Genomic DNA, 18,118 nt, shown 5'->3' with positions numbered 1-18,118 from the left:
CGATATTATGGCAGTAGAGAAGAAGAAATATTTATTTGAGATTGCGTGGGAAACCTGTAATCAGGTGGGTGGAATTTATACGGTTATTAGGACCAAAGTACCCTCGATGGTCGAAAAATGGGGCGATGATTATGCCTTATTAGGCCCCTATTTCCCTCAAACCGCCTCCGCTGAATTTGAACCCATTCCGGTTACCGATGAAACGCCGCTAGGTCGCGCGATTATCAGCTTGCGCCAGAAAGGTTTAGGCATTCATTATGGTTATTGGTTGATCACGGGAAAGCCTAAAATCGTGCTTTTTGAACTGGAAACCTTGTTACCTAAAGTCAATGAGATCAAAGGACGTATTTGGGATAATCACAAGATTTCGACCTTAGGGGTGGAGGATTTAGTGGACCAAACAATTGTTTTTGGTGAAATGATTCGCCTCCTTTTAACCGAGGTGGCCGAAGAAAATAAAAATAAAACGCAACTGGTGGCACATTTCCATGAATGGATGGCGTCCACTGGCTTGCCGGATTTGAAGAAAGATAAGGTCAAAATTTCGACCGTCTTTACGACTCACGCCACAATGCTGGGCCGCTATTTAGCGGGTAATGTGCCGAACTTCTACGATGTCATTGAAAACTTTGACTGGTACAAAGAAGCAAAGCATTATGGCATCGAGGCACAGGCTTGTTTCGAGCGCGCCGCTGCTCAAAAAGCCGATGTGTTAACCACAGTCAGCGATATTACCGCCAAAGAATGCCAGTATTTCTTAGGCCGCATTCCAGAATTAATTTTGCCAAACGGCCTAAACATTCAACGTTTTGCCGCTTTGCACGAACACCAGAACTTGCACTCAAAATACAAAGAGAGCATCTCCAACTTCGTGATGGGGCATTTCTTCCAAAGCCAGCCCTTTGACCTAGATCAAACCTTATATCTATTTACCTCCGGACGTTTCGAATATTCGAATAAGGGATACGATATTACGCTAGATGCGTTGGCTATTTTGAATCGCAAGATGAAAGAGGCGGGATCGAAGAAAACGGTAGTCATGTTCTTCGTAACAAAGCAACCGTATCATTCGATTGATCCAGAGGTCTTGCATTCCCGTGCAGTTTTAGACGAAATCAGAGAGAACTGCCACGCCATAGAGAAAGAAGTAGGCGAACATTTATTCAAGGCCTCCGCATCTTCGAGCGATCTGCAGATGCCGGATTTAAACGCGTTTGTGGACGAATATTGGCGGATGCGTTTACGTAGAACCGTGCAAACTTGGAAGACGAATGCGCGACCAAAAGTAGTTACGCACCTGCTAAAACAAGAAGACGATATCATCCGAAATTTACACCGGACAAACCTATTGAATAACCCGGACGACAAAGTAAAAGTGGTGTACCACCCCGACTTTATCGTTTCTACGAATCCACTTTTCGGTTTGGATTACGGCCAATTTGTGCGCGGTTGCCACTTAGGGGTTTTCCCTAGCTACTACGAGCCTTGGGGATATACGCCGCTGGAATGTATGGCGCGCGGGGTACCTACGGTGACGTCGGATCTTTCGGGTTTTGGCGATTATATGATGCAGATTATGCGCGATTACGAACAATGGGGCGTGAGCGTGGTGAATCGCAAGACGCAATCGTACCAAGAAGCGGCGGAGCAATTAGCGAATCTATTATTCAAATTCGTTCAGCAATCGCAGCGTGATCGCATCACCCAACGTAACCGCGTGGAAAGTATTGCGGATACATTCGATTGGTCAAACCTGCGTTCGTATTATGATACGGCGCACGAGCTTGCGATCATTAAAAAGAAGAGATAGTTACAAATGCTTCAAGGCCTCGCGTTTACTCAGCGGGGCCAACGCATTGTTCTCGACGAAATCCAACACCCATTCTGCATCCGTTCGCGCATATTGTCTAAGCGCCCAGCCGATGGCTTTTTGTATAAAAAACTCTTTTGAAGAGCTCAATGCCTGAATGGTTTTCGCCAGCAAAATGGTATCCGTCTTGTCTTTATAACCTAGAGAAAAAACCAAACAAAAACGCTGCAACCAGAAATTCCCAGAATTCATCCACCTGTTAATCCACAGGTCTCTCTCGACAGGGAATTGCAGGAAATAAGGTCCTAAAATTTGTGGAGCTAAAAAATCCACCACATCCCACCAAGGCTCCTCGCCTATCCATTCTTCGAATAAAGCAGGCAATCGAGCATCCCAAGATTTTTTGGCCTTTTTCACATACTCCATCGCGACATATTGAAATTCGCGTTCTGGCATGGCGAACAAGGCAGTAGAAACCTCAAACCAATCTTCAGAAGATCCAAATTGCTTATAAAGAGCTTTGAAAACCTCGTGACGCTCTGGTTTTTTCACCCCTAGAAAAGGGTATTTTTCACGCATGTATTTGCGCATCCAAAACGCATTATCCGCATCCGCTAGGTCGCGCAAGGCTTCTGTTATGGCTTTAACAAAGGGCTTCATCGATTCGTAAAATAGAGTTTACCTTGCATTCCACCCTCCTCGATTACCCACTTGGATGCATCAAAAGGCTTGTATCGAATATCCACAAAATTAATCTCATAGAAATTCTTCCAAACCACCCCTTGCTGATCCATCTTCCGGATTCGATTCGCGGCATTCGAAACCACCTCAATCTCCACTTGATTTTGCTCCTTCAAAATTCCGTCTGGAATGGCGAGTTGGAATGGAAGTGACCAGATCATCCCAATATCTTTCCCATTGATGCGAACTTTTGCCATATCCCTCAATTCAGTTAAATGAAGCACTTTCGCGTTAGCGATTTGATCAGCTGATAAGGTTACATCAAATGTATACCGTGCAGATGGAGTGGCAGCCAGCGAGGTATCTAGTGAGGTATAATAGGTAAAATCTGACAATGCTATTGTTTTAGAATCTATCTGAACGCGAAGATTCTTCGGTTCGATTTCTGTTCGAACTTTAAGAGCTGCTGATACCACTAAAGAAGGAATTTTAGCCACAGGCTGAATAATCACACTTTGCCCGGGTGCTAACGAAAGCCAGACATCCGAACCTTTTTTACCATAGCTTTTCACCTCCGTCAAAGGATCCCAGATCTCTACATTACCCGACAACTTCTTCAATGAAATACTTCCTTCTGTGAATCGAGAGTTTAAATTAGTCACGAAATAAGCGGCACCCTTCGGAGTCTTCTTTCGAATAAAAGACAAGCCCTTTGAAGCCATCGGCTCGACAGAAACGCCTAAACGAGTGAGCTGATCTGCCGGGTCTGAAAGCACGCGCATTAATAAGGCGCTGCGGGCAGCCTCCCAACGTTCTTTGGCCTCTTTAGTTTGGTTATAGGTATTCAAATGTAGCGGTAAATGTTCCAAGAAATAAACCGGATAGCCTTGTTTCACCCATTTCGCCAAACGCTCTAATGTCTCCACCGAAATGTAGTGAGCCGCTGGAATTAACAAGACTTTATAGTTCCCGCCCGCGCGTGTTTTAAAGGTCTTCGCAGGCGTCAATTCCAAATCAGACAACAATTCATCCGAGATATAATCCACCGAGAAACCTTTATCTTGCAATAATCCCGCCCAATGACCAAAAGAGGTATTCTTCAGCCAAAAACGACTATTCGCGTGCAATTCTAGCGTATGTAATTTACCTGAACCATTGTTTGCATGCCAAACATCCTCCATCGGGAAGTACAAAAGTGCATCGCTATCCGTCGGATTCGCCTGCAACATCGTTTGCACATTTTCAATGTATTTATTCAGCGCCGGCATCGCCTCCCAAAAATGACTTTGGGGATTAAAGTTCGTACTCGCATAAAACAACCAACCCGGCCAAGCGACTTCTGGTGGCGAATAGGTCGCGCCGTGGAAAAAGACGTGATTCACCCCACCTACAAAAACCTGATCTAATACCGGTTTCACCTGTGCAATCGAAACCTTGAAGTGATTCCCTAACCAAGTCGCCGTTTCCGCAGAAACCAATTTCTTCCCGGTCAAATTCGCCGCCGAGCTCGCGAGTTTCAACGCCCGAATATCGGGTATTCCAAAGGTCGTTGAATCGTATTCTGGATCCACTCGGTAACCCGGAATATCAAAGGGTTTCGAACCAAAAAATTCCGCCTCCGGAATATCCGCCGCCGCATAAATGTCTAGCAAATTACCGGGAGAACCGTGTGCCTGATTTCTAGAAGTAAAGCCCATCGAATTAATCCAATGATCAAAAGGCAAGACAAAATTACGCTGCAACAACGTCGACATCGTCCGGTGGTAATCCGCGAAAATCTGGTTTTCTTCTTCTGATTCCGCCTTCTTCTTTGATAATACATCGAAATGCTTACGCAGGTCATATCCGTTCAATCGTTGAAAAGCGGGAAATAAATCCGGCGTATAATTCGACCCATAGGCCTCATAAGAATCGTTATAGATGGCCCGCAAAGGAGAATGGGATTTCTTTAAAAGGGGAACAAAGGTGTGGCTGTATTTGGCAAAGGCCTTCATATCGAAGTGATCGAGGACGAGGCCTTCTCCGCCGGGAGCGGCGCGTTTGACTTTTTGGCCGGTTAAACCTGTCGTAAATACGCCATCCACGAATTGGTATTTTTTCGCCGCCTCTTTTTCTGTGATCGTAGGTCCGCCTAAAGGCCAGCCCGTACCCATCGTCATATCAATTCCGATGCCTAAACGCTTCGCCTCTTTCAACGTAAAGAAAAATTTCGCTTGCCAGCCAGGACTTAAATAATTTTGAAATAAGGCTTCTGAGCCCTTCGCCCCGTAGATGGGAATGATGTGGAGGCCGCCAAAACCTGCTTTGGCAAAATTCTCCAGATTATGTGTGATTCCTTTTTCTGTTACCGCGCTCCCCGGCCACCACCAATAAGCCCAGGGTTTAGCGGTAGAAAAAACAGCAGGATCAGATGACCCTGCTGTCGCTATAAATCTAGAGGTAAATAACAGGAGGAGAAAAATAATTCTTTTCATACCTCGAATTACGTATTTTTAAACAAAACGGCCTAACAAATTCTCTAAGTATTCTTGCTTGCCGGAGATCTGAGCAGGTTCCCCTACCTCAATCGCGATTTTGTATAAATCTTCTAATTTCAATTTGCCCGCTGCATAATCAGCTCCTTTACCCGAGTTGAAACTTGCATAACGCTCCGCTTTCAAGCGATCCATCTCGCCGTGTTTCGCAATTTTCTCAGCGATCAATAATGAACGAGCAATCGTATCCATACCACCGATGTGCGCATAGAATAAATCAGCCATATCCGTTGAATTACGACGACGTTTTGCGTCAAAGTTAATTCCTCCACCCGCTAATCCGCCTTGCTTCAATATGATGGACATCGCCTCCGCCCATTCGTAAATGTCCGTCGGGAATTGATCCGTATCCCAGCCGTTTTGCGTATCTCCGCGGTTTGCATCGATAGAAGCTAACATACCAGCATCAGAAGCCACTTGGCATTCGTGCGCAAAGGTGTGTCCAGCTAGAGTAGCGTGGTTTACTTCTAAGTTTAGGCCAAATTCCGATAATAAATCGAACTCGCGTAAGAATCCAATCACCGTTGCTGCATCGTAATCGTATTGGTGTTTCGTAGGCTCACAAGGCTTCGGTTCGATGAAGAACTTACCTTTGAAACCATTGCGACGTGCATATTCCACACACGTGTGTAACATGCGAGCGAAGTTTTCGCGTTCGCGCTTCATATCGGTATTCAATAAGCTCATATACCCTTCACGACCTCCCCAGAACACATAGCCTTCTCCACCTAAGGTAATCGTAGCATCGATAGCACCTTTTAATTGCGCACCTGCGTGGGCAACCACTTCAAAATTCGGGTTCGTAGAAGCACCGTTCATGTAACGCTCGTTTGAGAACAAGTTCGCAGTTCCCCACAACAACTTTACACCGCTTTCTGCTTGTTTTTTAGCAAAAATATCCGTGATGAATTTCACACGATCACCAAATTCTTTGGGATCATTATGTCCATCAATCGCATCCACATCGTGGAAGCAATAGTAAGGCGCACCCATCTTCGTAATGAATTCGAATGCTGCATCGGCTTTATCCGCTGCACGCTGACGTGCATCTGAAGCCACATCCCATGGGTAGTGGTGTGTTCCTGGTCCAAAAGGATCTGCGCCATCTCCGCAGAACGAATGCCAATAGGCAATCGCAAAACGAAGGTGTTCCTTCATGCTCTTACCGGCAACGATGCGATTCTCGTCGTAGTAACGGAATGCGAAAGGATTGTCTGATTCTACACCTTCAAATTTGATTTGCCCGATGCCTTTGAAATACTCTTTTTGACCAATGATTACACTCATGATATATAATGCTTAATGTTGTTTCTTCTTAAAGTCCCAAAACTACATATTATACCTATTATATACAAATATATTTTAGCACAGATTAGCACAGCTACATTTTTCCCTAAAAATTACTATTTTGCATAAAATAACATTTTCAACATGCTTAAAAAACTACTCACGCTAGTCGCGTTAACGATCTTCTTGTTACCCGCGAAAGCTCAAACCTCATTTAACGCAAACAACCGATTCGAGCAATTAGAATCGACTTTACCCACGCCTAATTCCTACCGGACCGCGAGTGGTTCTCCAGGTAAGGATTATTGGCAGCAACGTGCGGACTATGACATCAAAGTGGAACTAGATGATATTAATCGCAAGATCATCGGATCAGAAACGATCACTTATTACAACAATTCTCCGGATGATTTACCGTATTTATGGATTCAATTGGACCAAAATCTATTTGAAAAAAATTCCCCTGGTAAAACCACAAAAACAGGTGAAATCAAGAATGGCATCAGCGCTGGAGCTTTTCAAGAATTAACAGACCCTAAGGATTATGGCTATAAAATCACAGCTGTAAAAGATGCAAAGGGCAACCCTTTACGTCACACGATCAACCAAACGATGATGCGCATCGACTTACCTGCACCGTTGAAATCGGGTGCTTCGGTTAGCTTTGGCATTGATTGGAATTATTTGATCACGGCTTATTATGGTCGTTCTGGCTATGAAATTTTAGGAAAAGAGAATATCGCGAATTACTTCATCGCGCACTGGTTCCCCCGCTTAGCAGTATACAACGACGTATATGGCTGGCAGCACAAGCAGTTTATGGGACAGGGTGAATTCACGTTGAATTTTGGAAATTACAAAGTAGCAATCACGGCGCCTAATGACATCGTTGTGGGTGCAGGTGGCGAATTATTAAACCCTAATCAGGTATTGACAGCTACCCAATTGAAACGTTGGGAGCAGGCGAAAACAGCCACTCGCCCAGTAGAAATCGTAACACAAGACGAAGCCATCAAAGCAGAGAAAAGTGTTCCTACGGGGAAGAAGACGTGGGTGTACAAGGCTGATAATGTACGTGACTTTGCATTTACCGCATCGCGTAAATTCATTTGGGATGCGATGCAGGTAGAGGTTGAAGGCAAAAAAGTATGGGCAATGTCGTATTATTCGAAAGAGGGTAATCCACTTTGGGGTAAGTATTCAACGATGGTCGTAGCGCACACGCTTCGTTCGTATTCGAAGAGAACGGTGGCTTATCCGTATCCAGTAGCGATTTCTTGCCACGCCACAGCGGGTGGTGGAATGGAGTATCCGATGATTTCCTTTAATGGCGGTCGTCCAGAGGCAGATGGAACCTATACGGAGAACGTGAAAAACGGGATGATTGGTGTGATTATCCACGAAGTGGGTCACAACTTCTTCCCGATGATTATTAACTCGGATGAGCGCCAATGGTCTTGGATGGATGAGGGTTTAAATACCTTCTGCCAATACTTAGCGGAGCAAGAATGGGATCGCAACTTCCCTGCGCGTCGTGGTGAACCACAGACTATTGTTCCGTACATGCGTTTAGATTCGAAGAACCAGGTGCCTATTATGGCGAACTCGGAGAATATTATGGATTTTGGGAATAATGCCTATGCCAAACCTGCTACGGCCTTAAATATCCTGCGTGAAACCGTCATGGGTCGCGAATTATTTGACTACGCATTTAAAGAATATGCGCGTCGTTGGGCGTTCAAACAACCGTATCCAGCTGACTTCTTCCGTACTATGGAGGATGCGTCAGGAGTTGATTTAGATTGGTTCTGGAAAGGTTGGTTCTATGGAACGGAGCCAGTAAACCAGTCGATTGAGACAGTGGAATGGTTCGGAATTGATACACAAGATCCAGCGATTAAAAAAGCCGGAGATAAAGCAGTAGTAGAGGCGAAAGCAAAAACCATCTCAGCAATTCGCAACAAAACAGATATCAAGCGTACCGTGGTGGAAGAAAATCCGGATTTGACGGACTTCTACAATACCTACGATCGTTTCGCTCCTACGGAAGCAGATAAGAAGAAATACCAAGACTACATGGCGTCCTTAAATGACGACGAGAAGAAATTGGTTTCGGAGGGTAAAAACTTCTACGTGGTGAACTTCAAAAACAAAGGTGGTTTACCCATGCCTGTGATTGTTCGCTTGAATTATGAAGATGGCACGGAAGAGGTATTGCGCTTCCCGGCGGAGGTTTGGCGTTTGAACGATGTGACGGCGAAGAAAATCATCCCTACATCTAAGAAAGTCGTAAAGTGGACACTAGATCCATTCTACGAAATCGCTGATATCGATACGGAAGACAACGCTTTCCCACGTGAGCCAGCTCAACCTACGAAGGTGCAATTATTCAAGATGCAAGGCAGAACGTATAGCGGAGGACCTAATCCGATGCAAGAAGCACAAAACGCTAAAAAGGCAGGTGCCGTAACCGGATCTAAGAATTAAATTAAAAAGCCCCGATCACTCGGGGCTTTTTTTATTCCTGGTCTATCAAGTTTAATTTTGAAAGATCTAATTCCGTCCGCTGGTTCCGACTGAAATACATAGGAAGGAATTTAAAACCAAACTTAAAGTCCTTAATGGCATAAGATACTCGCGCCACCACAACACTGGAATAGACTTCATCGAAGCCAGTCAGGTAAGCTGAAATTTCGGGTTGGAGGTTGACGATTTCTTTTTGGGATAAATTAAAAAACGGGGAGTCTTCATCTATCGGATGAACGACAGTCCAGTTTAAGACTAAACTATCCACGTGACTCCGCTCTAATTTCAAATTAAAGAATTGATAACCCTGATTCTTCGTGACAATTCGAGCGTTTAATTTCACTTCTGCATTCGTCAACAAGTGATCATCTTTGTAGCAAACCAGGCGAAACATGAAGGCCTTGCCCTCGCGGTAGTTCGCATAGACTAAGCTATCCGAAAAACGAATAAAAGACCTCGGACGCGAAAAGCGACCATACAAAAGACCGGCTGCGATCGCAAAAGAAAGGAATCCAATCAAGGATTCGATGGCTGCAATCCAGTTCGTTAATTCCCCCACCGGGTTTACCCGACCATACCCTACCGTCGTAAAGGTCTGCGTGGAAAAGAAGAACAATTCCTTGATTCTTCCCCAAAACTTCACCTTCTCCACACCTTCTAATCCAGCTGGTCCAGCCAGCCAATACAAGGCTGTAAAAAAGCAGTTGATTAAGAAATAGAAAATAAAGATAATCGCCAAAAAACGCCAACGCGGCATCGTCAGCATACTTTGGTAACCGCTAGCTCGATCCCTTACGCTAATTCCAATTCGCTTGATATTAAAACTCCCATCCTTGTTGACCATTCGGCCACCCATGTCCGAGGTTTTCTCTCCAAAACCAGTATCCTGATTTACATTTTCCATTCTATTGCTATTATACGAACCACAATTTAAGCGATGCAATAACTAATACCAAAGCCAAAATCCACTTCACCTTTGTATTCGACGCAATTCCAGCACCCCAACGGGCACCTAAAAAACCTCCTACTAGGGAAGCAATTAGCCAGTACAACATTTGAGATTGATCCATGGGAATCCAGGTTTTCAAACCAGCCAAACCAGCAACGGAATTCACGAAAATAAACAAGGCCGAAATAGCCGCCGCTTCCTTCAATGAAGCCCAGCGGAAAAGTAATAAAAGTGGACTCAGGATAATTCCTCCACCAATGCCAATCATTCCGGAGAGTAAACCGATGACCGCTCCCGTAATAACACCTATGACAGCAGGCAAACTTCTTCGTGTTCCCTCTTTCAACGAGATCACCATCCGAATGACCGCTAAAAAGAGACAGGCCCCTAAAATCTGCTTATACGTTGAATCTGTTAATGGTATTCGGGCGCCTAGAAAAGCTGCCGGAATGGAACCGAGCGCAAAAGGCCAAAACAAATTCCATTTAAAGTAGCTCTGGCGGTAAAAAGCAATGAATGACATCAGCGAAACACCTAGATTTAACAAAAGCGCTGTTTGCTTCATCACCGGTGGAGCGATCGCAAAGAGTGCCATAACCGCTAAGTAGCCACTCGCGCCACCGTGTCCTACGGAAGCGTATAGAAAGGCCATAATGGCTAATAAGGCAATTAATTCCACGCTACTTACGAAGGGCTAATTGAAAATAAATGAACATCTTTTCCCAGTCTGCGACGCGAATACGTTCCTCTTTAATGCGAGAGGCCGGCAAGGATTTGATCTTTTCAAAAAGGCGGATATAATATTCATAGGCTAACAAACAGCCTTTGCGAGCAACGGCAGGCAAGCGGTGAATACCGCGTAAACCAGCATCGAAATCCAACTGAATATCTGCTTCAATTTCTTTTTTCTCCGCATCCGTGAAAGTCGTAAAATCGACGCCTGGAAAATAAACCCGCCCGCGTTCGTCGTAATCGGAGCGAATATCGCGGAGAAAGTTGATTTTTTGGAAAGCTGAACCTAAGGCACAGGCATCTTCTTTCAAAGATTCGTATTCCACTTGATCTCCTTCGCAGAAAACACGCAAGCACATCAAACCTACTACTTCAGCTGAACCATAGATGTATTGCTTGTATTCCTCCGGATTGTAATCCCGTTTTGTTAAATCCAACTCCATCGAATACAAGAACGCATCAATCAATTCGCGTTCCATCCCGAACTTATTCACCGCCCATTGAAAGGAATGCAAAATGGGATTTAAACTTATTTTCTCTTCAATCGCGCGGTAAGTATCCTCGCGAAAACGCTGCAATAAAGCAGCCTTATCCTGATCGTGAAACGTATCGACAATCTCATCGGCTAAACGAACGAAACCATAAATAGCATAAATGGGATCGTGCACTTTTTCATCCAATGTTCGAATTCCTAGAGAAAAGGATGTCGAATAGGCCTTCGTCAATAACTTACTCGAGGCAAGGGAAACTTGTAAGTATAAATCCATATTATCCTTTTAATTCTTTATCGACTTCGCCTGCTACCACAATTCCTGAGATCAAGGATGGCGGTACGCCTGGCCCTGGAACCGTTAATTGACCTGTGTAATATAAATTATCCAAGTGCTTATTTTTCAAGGTTGGTTTCAAAATCGCCGTCTGCATCAGCGTGTTCGCTAATCCATAGGCGTTCCCTTTATAGGCGTGGTAATCTGATTTAAAATCTCGGTGTGCATAGGAACGCTTATATACGATAGAGTCACGAATGGAAACGCCGCAATGCGCTTCTAAACGATCCATTAATTGTTCAAAATACTTCTCTCTTCCTTCTTCGGTATCTTCCAAATCAGGTGCCACCGGAATCAATAAAAACACGTTTTCACATCCTTCAGGAGCCACAGATGGATCCGTTACTGAAGGTGCCGAGGCATAGAATAAGGGATCAGAAGGCCAAGCCGGATCCGTATAAATTTCGTGCGAATGCACAGTAAAATCACGGTCAAAAAATAAGTTGTGGTGCTTTAAATTAGGTAAGCGTTTTGAAATTCCTAGGTAAAACAGAAGCGATGAAGGCGCCATCACACGCTTATCCCAATACGCTTCATCATAATTACGTAAGCCATCTCCAAGTAATTCTTCGACATGATGATAATCTGCCCCAGCTACGAAAGCATCTGCTTCTTGCAAGCCGGCAGCCGTCCTAACTCCGACTACATTTCCTTTGACGATCTCGAATCCTTGCACTTCCGCATTATACGTAATCTTCACCCCTTTTTCCTCTGCAAGCGCCACCATCCCTTTGACGATGTGGTGCATACCTCCCATTGGATACCAAGTACCTAATTTGATTTCCGCATAATTCATCAGCGAGTACATCGCTGGGGTATTTTGTGAAATCGCGCCTAAAAATAAGATGGGAAATTCCATCAATTTCAATAAAGTAGGCGAGGTAAAGAACTTGCGAATGTGCTTGTAAAACGAAGAAAAGACGTCGATGCGAATCGCGTCGATGAGTAATTTAAGACTTAAAAATTCGGTGATTTTACGGGATGGTTTCCACACAAAATCTTGAATACCCACTTTGTATTTATAGGCCGCCTGCTCCATAAACGCATCTAATTGCGCCGCGGCACCAGGTTCATAGGACTCAAACAAGGTTTTTAAATCAGCATAATTCGCTGGCAAATCGATGGTTTCTGTCTCCGAAAGGATCACAGAATACGATGGATCCAAGCGAACTAAATCATAATAATCTGATGGTTTTTTCCCGAAACGATTAAAATACGTTTCAAAAATATCCGGCATCCAATACCAGGATGGCCCCATATCAAAGGTGAATCCATCCGATTGGAAAACACGTGCGCGACCACCTGCGTGATCATTCTTTTCTAAAATTTGGACCTCATATCCTTTCGAAGCTAATTCAGTTGCTGCTGATAGGCCCGAAAACCCTGCCCCTATGACGATAACCTTCTTCATAATTCTTCTAATTTAACAAATATACCGATCTTTCTTTTGGCCCAAAGCCTAAAAAGAAAAAGCCAGATAAAATCTGGCTTTTTAACTTCCTTCTGTTAACCAAAAAACTAATCAAAACCATTATAAACTCTTATGCATACATGTGAAGATGATTCTTCAAATCACGTCTTGCCATAAAAATTCTATTTTTAACCGTCCCTATTGGCAAATCTAACTCTTCCGCGATTTCATGATATTTGAACCCCTCAAAATACATCATGAAAGGTACGCGGTACATAGAGTCGATTTTTGCCAGGGCGGAATGAATATCCTCACTGATAAAGGAGTTCACTGCAGTGTTTTCCTGCAGTGATTCCATTGAGTTGATGAAGTGTAAATTATCTGTTGTATCAATGAACGTATTACGACGTACCATTCGTTGGTATTGGGTAATAAACGTGTTCTTCATAATAGTGAATAACCAAGCCTTCAAGTTTGTTCCGTCCTGGTATTTATCCCGATTTGTAAAAGCCTTTACTAAGGTATCTTGAACTAAGTCGTTTGCATCATCTCCGTCTTTGGTCAAACGCAACGCGAAAGGGCGCAAAAACTTCGAAAAAGTGCCTATTTGGTAAGTAAACTCAAGAGCTGTCATATTGATCATCTATTTTGTTCAACAAATTTATAAAAAGATTAAACAAAACAAATAATTTGTTCAAAAAAAATTAAAAAAGATTAAACAAAAAATTTTATAGTCAAAATAACCCTGTTCATCGCCACACAAAAACGATTAATCGTTTAGGTAAAAGAAGATTCGCATAAAAGGGGGATTTAACCTATCTTTAAACCCTATTAACTACATGAAACACCTATTTATTCTTCTGGCATTCCTTTCTTTCAATGGCTTCGCACAAACGAATTGCCACTGTACATTAAAGGGCATTGTAGCCTCTAAAGAGAATAAAGAAAAAGTTCCTGGCGCCTATGTTTACATTAAAGGATTAAACAAAGCGACTATTTCGGACGCAAAAGGCCAATTCATTTTAAGCGATCTTTGTCCAGGTACCTACACCCTAGTTTGTCAAATGGCTAGCTTTGATCCGATAGAGACAATCATCAATCTGGAGGATGAAAAAGAGGAAGATTTCCTTTTAAGCACACATGATGAACATTTACAAGAGGTATTCGTACAAGGAAGAAAGCAAGAAATTACTTCACAATCTAGAACGTCATTAAGTGTGGAGGAACGCTCTCAGAAGGACGGTTTATCCCTGGGAGAAATGTTAAAAGGCCTAACAGGCGTTCAAAGTCTGCAAACAGGCAGCTCCGTTTCAAAACCGGTGATTCATGGACTACATTCGAGTCGAGTCATTATTTTAAATCAAGGTGTTAGACAAGAAGGCCAAAACTGGGGTAGTGAGCACGCTCCAGAAATTGACCCATTTGTTTCTAAAAACATCCAAGTAATCAAAGGCCCAGGTGGACTTCGATACGGTGGCGATGCAATAGGTGGCATCGTGATGTTAGAACCTGATGCGCTTCCGGACAGCTCCGCTATTCACGGTTCCTTGCAAAGTATTTATTTCAGCAATGGCAGACAAGGGGTTTTATCTGGTCTTTTAGAAGGCGGTATCCCGCGTAAAAAGGGCTGGGGCTGGCGTGTACAAGGCACCTTGAAAGATGGCGGAAATGTACATACAGCAGATTACTATTTAAGTAATACCGGTTTAAAAGAGGAAAATGTGTCCCTTGCAGCAGGCTATAAATCGAATTTATGGGGAGCCGAAGCTTTTGTAAGTCGCTTCCACACGGTTATAGGTATCTATGAAGGGTCTCATATCGGTAATATATCAGATTTAGAACGATCTATTGCGCGGGATAGACCTTTAAAGGCTTTTACGCCTGATGAATTTATCCGCAGAATTGATCGCCCTAACCAGGATGTCTGGCATGATATGGCCAAAATCAAAGCCTACTACCACCTACCAAACGGCGCTACCCTTCGCGCTACGGCTGCAGCACAGTCAGACGAACGCTGGGAATTAGATGTATTAAGAGCAGGAAAAAATATTAATACCCTTCGTTTCAATTTAAATACCCATAGTGGTGAATTCCTCTATGATGAAACGAACTCAAATAAAAGTTGGAAAGGCCAAATAGGGTTCACCTACCTAGACCAGGGAAACATCACCTCTGGCAATAGAGTCCCTAACCCTACCTTAACCACCAGTCTTTTACCAAATTATTCCCTTCAAAACATCGGCTTTTTTGCGATAGAAAGAAGAGCCACTGAAAAATGGGAATTAGAAGCAGGGCTTCGATTTGATGCAAAAGAAATTGAAACGCATCGCCCTAAAGCTAATTTTTCTCCTACCATTTTACGGAATAAACAGATATTTAGTGGATTTTCGGGCAGTATTGGATTAAAATACCACTGGGATCCATTAACTGAATCTCAATTAACCATTTCTCGAGCTTTCCGAGCTCCTGGTGGAAATGAGTTATTCTCAAACGGGGTTCACCACGGAGCTGGGGCCTACGAGATAGGAGACCCTAACTTAAAGGGAGAAACGGGAACAAACTTCAGCCTAAGCACTAATTTTAAACCGGAACGTTGGGATATTGAACTCGGGTTATATTCGAATCATATTCACAATTTCATTTACCTGAGACCTGAAGTTGTGAATGGCGTCGCCGTTTATGCCACAACCGTTAGGGGTGTTTTCCCTATTTTTACTTATCAGCAAATTGACGCTCGATTCCAAGGTGTTGACTTCCAAGCAAGCTATGCGGTAAGCTCTCGCATTTCTATCCAACAAAAGACAAGTTTAGTCCGGGCATTTGACACCCAAAATGATCAGTATATGGTCAATATTCCGGCAGATCGATTTGAGTATCTCGTTCGCTATGCTTTCAAGAAAAATAATGCCTATATAAGTGGAGGTGTTACTCAAGTATCCAAGCAGAAGCGGGTGGAAAAAGGATCCGATTATGCAGAACCGCCTGCCGGCTATTTTTTAGTAAACCTAAATTGGGGAATTAAAATGCGTCGTTTTGATGTAAACCTGCGCGTCTCGAATGCATTGAACGCGGCATACCGCGATTACTTGAATCGCTTCCGTTATTATGCAGACGACCAAGGTCGCAACATTAGCCTAAAAGTGTCGTATTCGATTTAGCGACGAAGCCAGGATTCTGGGTTTTGACGTACCGTATTCTTCCAAACCTGGAAATTTATCTCCGCCGTCCCATCCTCATCCGAGGCTACAGAACCAATGCGTTGACCCGTTCGTACCCGAGTTCCCACACTGACAGAAACATTCGCTAGTTTACTATACACAGTGAAATAATCCCCGTGCTGAATAGCTACTACCATATTAATACCTGGAATATTCACGACCGATTGCACAACCCCATCATAAACGGAATGTACAGGTGAACCCGGTGAGGTTTGGATATCAATCCCATTATTATTGATCATCACCCCTTTTAACAAAGGGTGTTTATGTACGCCAAAGTGATCCGAAATAAATCCCGATGGAACCGGAAATGGCATGCGACCACGCAAAGCAGCGAAAGAGCTCGCTAATTTCGCCTCATCCGCATTCATATAATAGGTATTACTTTCAATCTTTTTTTCTTCTACAGGAGCAGGAGCTGGCTCTGCTTTAGGCTTCTTAGCTTCAGCAACTGCCGCTTTTTTCTCTTCTTTAGGTGACTCTTTTTTCTCTGGTTGTTTTTCAGCTAAGATCTTAGTCGTTTCTCCTTTCTTCAACTCAGGCAACGCAGGTTTAGCCACTTCTACCTTTTTAACTTGGCGGGCTTGGCGAAGTTTACGCTCCCGCTCAATACTTTTTTGGATCTCTCTTTGAACGATACCAGCAATCAAATTATCCAATTTGCGAACGGCTAATTTCTTTCGCTCTAATTCCGTTTTCTGCTTCTTCTCTTGCTGAGTCAACACGGTCACGACCTTATCTTCTTTGGTCTTTAATACCTCTAATTTCTTCTTCTCCCCTTCCTTCTCCACTAACACTTTCTTCTCCTCTTGCTTTTTGTAAACGACCTTCTGCTCTTGCGTCATTAAATCTTGACGGGTCTTGTAAATCAAGTCAGCCTGTTTCTTTCGATTGGCAGAATAATGACGCAGGTAGTCAAAACGGCGTACGAATTCACCAATATCATTCGATAGCAACAGAAAGCTCATCTTGTTGTACACTGAAGATGTTTTTTGAGCTTCATAAATCATCAAAGCATATTCTTTCTTTAATCGCTCTAATTTTGCTTTTAGCACATCCCCTTCCTCGCGTAGTTTTTGTGCTTCTTCCGCAAGAATCTGTTGGTTTTGCTCAAGAACGCTAATCTGTTTTTTCTGAACGCCAATCTGCTCTTTCAATACGTTTAACTTTCCAATCGACGCATTTTTCTTCTTCGAAGTACGGGAAATGATGGAATTAAGTTCCTTGATTTTGGACAAATTATCTTTCTTCTGCTGCTCTAAAGCAGCTTTCTTATCTGACTGTGCGAAAGATGAACTTGTTAAAAGGAACGCGAATAGAAGGAAAAGGTATTTCAATGCTTTAATAGTTTGGCGGGTACTTTAAAAGGAAACTCCAAGGGCGTGTCTAACAACTCCACTTTAGAATATTTAATTGTAATCAAGGTCTGGTTCACCTGATTTTCTTTGTTTTTCACATCTAGCGTGATCGAACTCGAGAAAGGGAATATGGCTGAATTCAAGTTCGCAAAATCCTCATAATCCAAGGTCATTTTGTTCGAAGAAGGCAAATCACTAACTGACAATTTCTTCAGTTTGCGGTTAGGTCCCACCCAATTATTGACCTCCACGTGCCCCTCTTGCTGTTTTATCAAGAAATTTTCATTCTCGCGAACTACGCGACGCGTATTGTTTTTCTTGTAAGGTTGGTTCCCCACAATCATGTTTTGGATCAAATCATAGCTCACTTTGAAGCCTAAACTCGTGCTCAGACTATCGTAGGTTAGATTCGTGTATTCGTTATTAATCTTGTGGTAAAATTGAACACGGTCTTTGGTGAATAAAACCGCCGCGCCTGAAATCATCGATACGGAAATGTTCGCCCAGATGATACTATCTTTTTTCATCCGAATGTCCACAATGTAGTTGTCCGTGTTCGAGCGCGTTTTCCACATCACTTTCGATTTCGCCTTCAGATAAGTGAAATTCAAATCATCAGAAGCAGACTGTTGATCCGCTATTTCAACAGGAGCCACTGGGGCAACTGCGGGAGTAGAATCTACCTGAATGGTATCTACTTGTACGGAATTCGTCGGAGCTACCGTCGCCTTAGGAGCACAGGCACCTAAGATGGAAAGCATAACAAGACTGAAAAGAATCCGCAT

13 protein-coding genes are annotated in these 18,118 nt (G+C 43.3%); 3 read left to right on the top strand and 10 right to left on the bottom strand.

What is annotated here, in order from left to right:
* Positions 1-7: 7 nt before the first annotated feature.
* Positions 8-1,810, top strand: a complete 1,803-nt coding sequence (locus G9X62_RS07365) for a glycosyltransferase (RefSeq protein WP_223130087.1) — start codon at positions 8-10, stop codon at positions 1,808-1,810.
* Here the strand turns inward: G9X62_RS07365 and G9X62_RS07360 are convergent, their stop codons facing one another.
* The 3 genes from G9X62_RS07360 to xylA are packed head-to-tail and all read right to left on the bottom strand — an operon-like array spanning position 1,811 to position 6,312.
* The gene (locus G9X62_RS07360) at positions 1,811-2,470 is read right to left on the bottom strand and encodes a DNA alkylation repair protein (protein ID WP_223130086.1); all 660 of its coding nucleotides are present in this window, start codon (positions 2,468-2,470) and stop codon (positions 1,811-1,813) included.
* A complete protein-coding gene (locus tag G9X62_RS07355) occupies positions 2,467-4,965 on the bottom strand; it encodes a glycosyl hydrolase (RefSeq protein ID WP_223130085.1) in 2,499 nt (832 codons plus the stop codon). Before G9X62_RS07355 ends, G9X62_RS07360 begins: the two co-directional genes overlap by 4 nt.
* A gap of 18 nt (positions 4,966-4,983) precedes the next feature.
* Entirely contained in the window at positions 4,984-6,312 is a 1,329-nt protein-coding gene (gene xylA, locus G9X62_RS07350) for a xylose isomerase (protein ID WP_223130084.1), read from the bottom strand.
* 144 nt (positions 6,313-6,456) lie between these two features.
* On the opposite strand from xylA, the gene G9X62_RS07345 reads away from it, so the two are divergent.
* On the top strand, positions 6,457-8,799 hold the full coding sequence (locus G9X62_RS07345) for a M1 family metallopeptidase (RefSeq protein WP_223130083.1): 2,343 nt from the start codon (positions 6,457-6,459) through the stop codon (positions 8,797-8,799).
* 31 nt (positions 8,800-8,830) lie between these two features.
* Here G9X62_RS07345 and G9X62_RS07340 read toward each other — a convergent pair whose 3' ends face one another.
* The 5 genes from G9X62_RS07340 to G9X62_RS07320 all read right to left on the bottom strand — a co-directional run bounded on the left by G9X62_RS07340 (position 8,831) and on the right by G9X62_RS07320 (position 13,391).
* Complete coding sequence (locus G9X62_RS07340; protein WP_223130082.1) at positions 8,831-9,742, bottom strand: ion channel; 912 nt, start codon at positions 9,740-9,742, stop codon at positions 8,831-8,833.
* A 10-nt stretch (positions 9,743-9,752) separates the two neighbouring features.
* On the bottom strand, positions 9,753-10,466 hold the full coding sequence (locus G9X62_RS07335) for a sulfite exporter TauE/SafE family protein (RefSeq protein WP_261345502.1): 714 nt from the start codon (positions 10,464-10,466) through the stop codon (positions 9,753-9,755).
* Position 10,467: 1 nt separating this feature from the next.
* Entirely contained in the window at positions 10,468-11,286 is an 819-nt protein-coding gene (locus G9X62_RS07330; protein WP_223130081.1) for a phytoene/squalene synthase family protein, read from the bottom strand.
* Position 11,287: 1 nt separating this feature from the next.
* The gene (locus G9X62_RS07325) at positions 11,288-12,757 is read right to left on the bottom strand and encodes a phytoene desaturase family protein (RefSeq protein WP_390653982.1); all 1,470 of its coding nucleotides are present in this window, start codon (positions 12,755-12,757) and stop codon (positions 11,288-11,290) included.
* A 130-nt stretch (positions 12,758-12,887) separates the two neighbouring features.
* The gene (locus tag G9X62_RS07320; protein ID WP_223131829.1) at positions 12,888-13,391 is read right to left on the bottom strand and encodes an RNA polymerase sigma factor; all 504 of its coding nucleotides are present in this window, start codon (positions 13,389-13,391) and stop codon (positions 12,888-12,890) included.
* Between the two features lie 205 nt (positions 13,392-13,596).
* Between G9X62_RS07320 and G9X62_RS07315 the strand changes: the two genes are divergently transcribed.
* The gene (locus G9X62_RS07315) at positions 13,597-15,915 is read left to right on the top strand and encodes a TonB-dependent receptor (RefSeq protein ID WP_223130080.1); all 2,319 of its coding nucleotides are present in this window, start codon (positions 13,597-13,599) and stop codon (positions 15,913-15,915) included.
* Here the strand turns inward: G9X62_RS07315 and G9X62_RS07310 are convergent.
* A complete protein-coding gene (locus tag G9X62_RS07310; RefSeq protein WP_223130079.1) occupies positions 15,912-17,312 on the bottom strand; it encodes a murein hydrolase activator EnvC family protein in 1,401 nt (466 codons plus the stop codon). The genes G9X62_RS07315 and G9X62_RS07310 overlap by 4 nt on opposite strands.
* Complete coding sequence (locus G9X62_RS07305; RefSeq protein WP_223130078.1) at positions 17,309-18,118, bottom strand: DUF4292 domain-containing protein; 810 nt, start codon at positions 18,116-18,118, stop codon at positions 17,309-17,311. Before G9X62_RS07305 ends, G9X62_RS07310 begins: the two co-directional genes overlap by 4 nt.

It is taken from the genome of Aquirufa lenticrescens, from assembly GCF_019916085.1.
In the GTDB taxonomy this organism is placed as follows: Bacteria; Bacteroidota; Bacteroidia; order Cytophagales; family Spirosomataceae; genus Aquirufa; species Aquirufa lenticrescens.
This window is presented reverse-complemented; position numbering and strand designations above follow the sequence as displayed.